Annotated in this window: 2 protein-coding genes; both read right to left on the bottom strand. The window is 61.4% G+C overall.

Annotation, left to right across the window (positions count from 1 at the left end):
• Positions 1-147 precede the first annotated feature (147 nt).
• On the bottom strand, positions 148-951 hold the full coding sequence (locus tag H7U20_RS11610; RefSeq protein ID WP_199759310.1) for a hypothetical protein: 804 nt from the start codon (positions 949-951) through the stop codon (positions 148-150).
• 7 nt (positions 952-958) lie between these two features.
• A complete protein-coding gene (locus H7U20_RS11605; protein ID WP_199759309.1) occupies positions 959-3865 on the bottom strand; it encodes a TonB-dependent receptor domain-containing protein in 2907 nt (968 codons plus the stop codon).
• Between the last annotated feature and the right edge of the window lie 191 nt (positions 3866-4056).

Raw genomic sequence — 4056 nt, 5'->3', positions numbered from 1 at the left:
TGCAACCAGTGTGAAAGTAGGTTATCGTCAGGCTAGTTATATAGTAGTAGTGAAAACCCCCATCCGCCTGAACGCGCTCAAGACCGCGTTCAGTGCAGATGGGGGTTTTTTTACGTCAGTATCTTGGGGGAATTGTTCAGTGACGGCTTACTCGGCGGCGCGGCTGTCGTTCTTGCTGGCCTGGACTAATGCCTGGCGCCGGTAGGTTTCAATCAAACCTTCGCGCTTCATAGCCGTCAACGCCACCGCCAGACGGGGTACCAAGGCGACATTTTTTTTATGCAAGAAAGCATAGACAGGGATCGCCCCCATGATCGCCACCTTGTGAATTTTGGCCAACTGGAATTCTGGTGCCAGTAAGGCTTGTTCGACGGCATCGTCGCTGTCGATATAAATGTCGGTTCGGCCGATGGCCAGCTTGCGCAAGCCTTGCAGGGTGGTGCTGACGGAAGATAGATAGGCGGGGTCGACCCGGCCCGGCAGGATATTTTCCGAAGTGTTGACGCCGGCGCGGTATTCGATGCGCAAGCTGGCGTGGGGCAGGCCGCCCCAATTGTCCCGCAATACCAGCGCTTGCGTCGCATAGGCCGCCAGACTCGCCGAGATGGGGGCGATGTCGACACGCAGCAGATTTGGGTGGGTCTGGGCGTAGTTGGCGGGGCGGGAAATTTCGCCGTCGACCTGACCATGGTCGGACATCGCGCTGGACCGCTTGGCGGGCAGACCCAGCAGTTCAAATCCCAGGCCGAGGCGACGGAAAGCCTCTTCGTAAATCAAGGTAAGCCAGATCCCCTGCATGGATTTCTGCATATCGGCGGACGCGGTCAGCACGATCGTGCGCCGCGGCGCAGCCATGGCGCCCGAGCAGGCCGGCCACAGCGATAGCAGCGCCAGGCCGAATTTGCGCCTGGAATGCATAGTCCGGATTTCTTGCCATACCGATTTTGTCATGTGAGCATCAGAACTTGAAGGTCGCACCGAGTGTGACATAGCGTCCCACGACATCATAGTTTTGCGGGAAAGTATTTCCGCTATTGGTAGAAGTGCTGCCGATCGTACCACCAATTATAGGCGGCAGCCGGTTGAAGGCATTCGCCAGCGACAGGTGGAGATGGATATCCGGGCGGACCTGCCAGGCGAGGCTCAGGTCGAGGTAGTGATAAGCGGGAATGCTCGAATAGGCGGGCAGGTAGGCGATGCCGCCCGGCTCTTCGATAACGCCACTCAGATAGCGCCAGTGATAGCCCAGTACATAGGGGCCGATACTCCAGTTGCTACGCTGGCTGAACTTGCGCCGGTAGTTGGGGCCGCCGCAGGCGGTGCTGTAATAGCCCAGGCACTGGCGCTTGACGGCATCGGGCGTCGCCTGGAAATTGAATGACTGCACCTGATTCAGCGCGAACTGCAGGTCCAGACGCCCCCAGTCGCCGGCGCCGCCGATGGCGCTCAAGGATATGTTGTGGCGCAGGTTCAGATCGAAACCGCTGGTACTTTGTCGCCCCTGGTTTGACAGGGGGCTGACGATGCCGATGGCATCATTGCCGTTGAAGCCGCCATTTGCCTGACTACGCCGCACCAGCGCGCAGGCGGGCGTGACGGACAGCGCGGGGTTGAGCACGGTGCCGTAGCAGGCGTCCAGCACGTCGGTAACGCTGGGGCGTGATATGGCATGGGCGATATCGATACGGTAGTAGTCGAGCGAGAGTTGGAGTCGGGGGATGGGTTGCCACGCCGCGCCCAATGTCACGGTTTTTGCCCGCTCCGGTTCGAGGGAGGGATTGCCGCCGCTCTGGCTGTTGATCTGGCCTGCCGACGGCCGCGCCAGGCTGCCCAGCGCGGCGAAGGGCACGCCGGTCTGCAGGCACAGATGGGACAGGGTGCCGGCGAGGTTGGCCTGGCTCTGGCTGACCAGATTCAACTGACAGGGATCGATGGCCAGGTTGGCCGGTGAGGAGCTGGTCTGGGGCGCGAACAGTTCGTCGATATTGGGGGCGCGCACGGCTTGCTGAAGCATGCCGTGAAAGCGTAGCGATGCCAGCGGCGCCCACTCGCCGCCGTACTTGAAACTGGTGTAATGCTGTCTGGTTTGCGATGTGGAAAACGTCGTGTAGCGATAGCCGGCAGTCAGATGCAGGGAGTGCAAGGCGGGGCGTTGCTGAGCCAGGGGAAGGAGGGCTTCCAGTGACACTTCCTGCGTGGTGAAGGCGCCCGAGCGGTCTGGCGTCGGCGCGCCGGAACCGATGACCTCGCCCGGCAACTGCGATGCCGCATCCGATGCGGTGTCGGCTGACATCTTGCGCCGCTCGGCACCGAAGGCAATATTGAGCGGCTGCCTGGCCCAGGGGCTGGCGACGCCGGCGAGGTCGCCGGAGACTGTGGCCGCGATCACGTCCTGGCTGACGGACTGGTGCAGCAGGGCATCTTGGCGGATGTATTCGATCATGGCCGGCGTCAGCGAGCCGGCCGGCCCAAACACATTCAAGGGGACGCAGCCGCCCGCCGGGTCGATACAGGTGTTGGTGTCGAGTGCGTTCAATGCCTGGTTGAGTCTGGACAGTGAGCTAAAGTTGCGGCGGCTCAGGGTTTGCCGGGAGCGGCCATGGCTCCAATAACTGTCGTAGCGCCATCCCTGCGGCAGACTTCCTTTGACGCCCAGCGTGGCCTGCAGGCTACGGTTGTCGAAATCGCTATGGCGGTATGGCATTTCCGTGAAGCGCCGACCTATCGTCACCGGCACCACCGTTGCCTCGCCTACGGCGCAAAGAGCCAGGGGAATGCCGCGACGCGCGCATAACTGCTGGCGCATCGCATCCGGTATGAAGGGATTGCCGATCGGGACATTGTAGATATTCAAGGCCGTGCCGCTCTCGGCCAGCGTGGTGAGCACGGTGCTGTTGGTGTGAAACAGATCGGCATATAGCTCGGCCTGCTCGTTGATGACATAGCTCGCCAGCGCCGTGGACTGCAAACGATCCAGCCCCGTCATATAGTAATTTTGCGGATTGAAGTTGTAATTCGCCACAGGTTGGATTAGTCGGCCCGTGGCGGGGTCGATCTGCCAATTGCCGGCCAGGGCGTCGCTACCGCCGGCCCCCTTGCTGACGCTGATCAACGCGGGAATGGTAATGCCGGAGCCGGATGGCAGGCCGGTCACCGAGTCAAACGAGCTGGCGCCGGCGACCCTGTCGCCCTGAAAGAGGGGATAGGCGCGGGTGCTTTCCAGGCCCAGGACGAGGTTGGCGCGGCCTTGATCCAGTTCGGTACCCCAGGTCAGTGCGCTATGTGAGCGGCCCGTGTCGCCGCTGCCGGATTTGCCGTAGGAGCTACGCAGTTCCAGTCCTGGGGCCTTGCGTTTGAGGTTGAAATTGGCGACACCGGCGACGGCATCGGCGCCGTAGACCGCCGAGGCGCCTCCCGTGACCACATCCAGCCGGCTGAGCAAGGCAAGCGGAATGACGTTGCTGTCCACTGTGCCGCTCAGATTAAAGGGGACGACGCGACGGCCATTGATCAACACTAGAGTGCGATTGGAGCCCAGGCCGCGCAAGTCGATGGTGGCGCCGCCGATGTTGCCGTTATTGGTGGCGCGGCCTATGGCGGGCGCGGCAGCTGGCAGGTTCTTGAAAAACTCCTCCACGGCCACGGGCTGGGCGGCCTGGATTTCCTCTGCCGTGATTGATCGGGGCGGGCTGGCTGCCGTTGCACCAAGGCCGGTGAGGCGAGTGCCAGTAATGTGGATGATCTCTGACGCTGCTGCGCCCCGGTCTTGCGCCGATGCTGGAGCGGATACAAGAAGCAGGCATGTCAAGGTGCTTGAGCATGCCATAGACAGCAGGTTTGCAGGCGTGAGGCGCGCCAAGGTCATGCTCGCTCCGTTGTGATGAAGCCCTTGATGCGAATCAGAATGGAGGAAAAGGGAAGGTAAGTCAATTAGCGGCCAGAACTCTTGTAAAAGCCGAGAGTCTTTGCTATAGTTCGCCTCCCCGCAAACGGAGCACGCAAAACAGCGCAGTGCAGAGTCAGCGGGGTAGAAAAAGAAGGTTGACGAAATGGCCG

It is taken from the genome of Rugamonas violacea (assembly GCF_016461825.1).
Lineage (GTDB): Bacteria > Pseudomonadota > Gammaproteobacteria > Burkholderiales > Burkholderiaceae_D > Rugamonas.
Note: the sequence above shows the minus strand (reverse complement) of the source record. Positions and strands in the feature narration are given on the sequence as shown.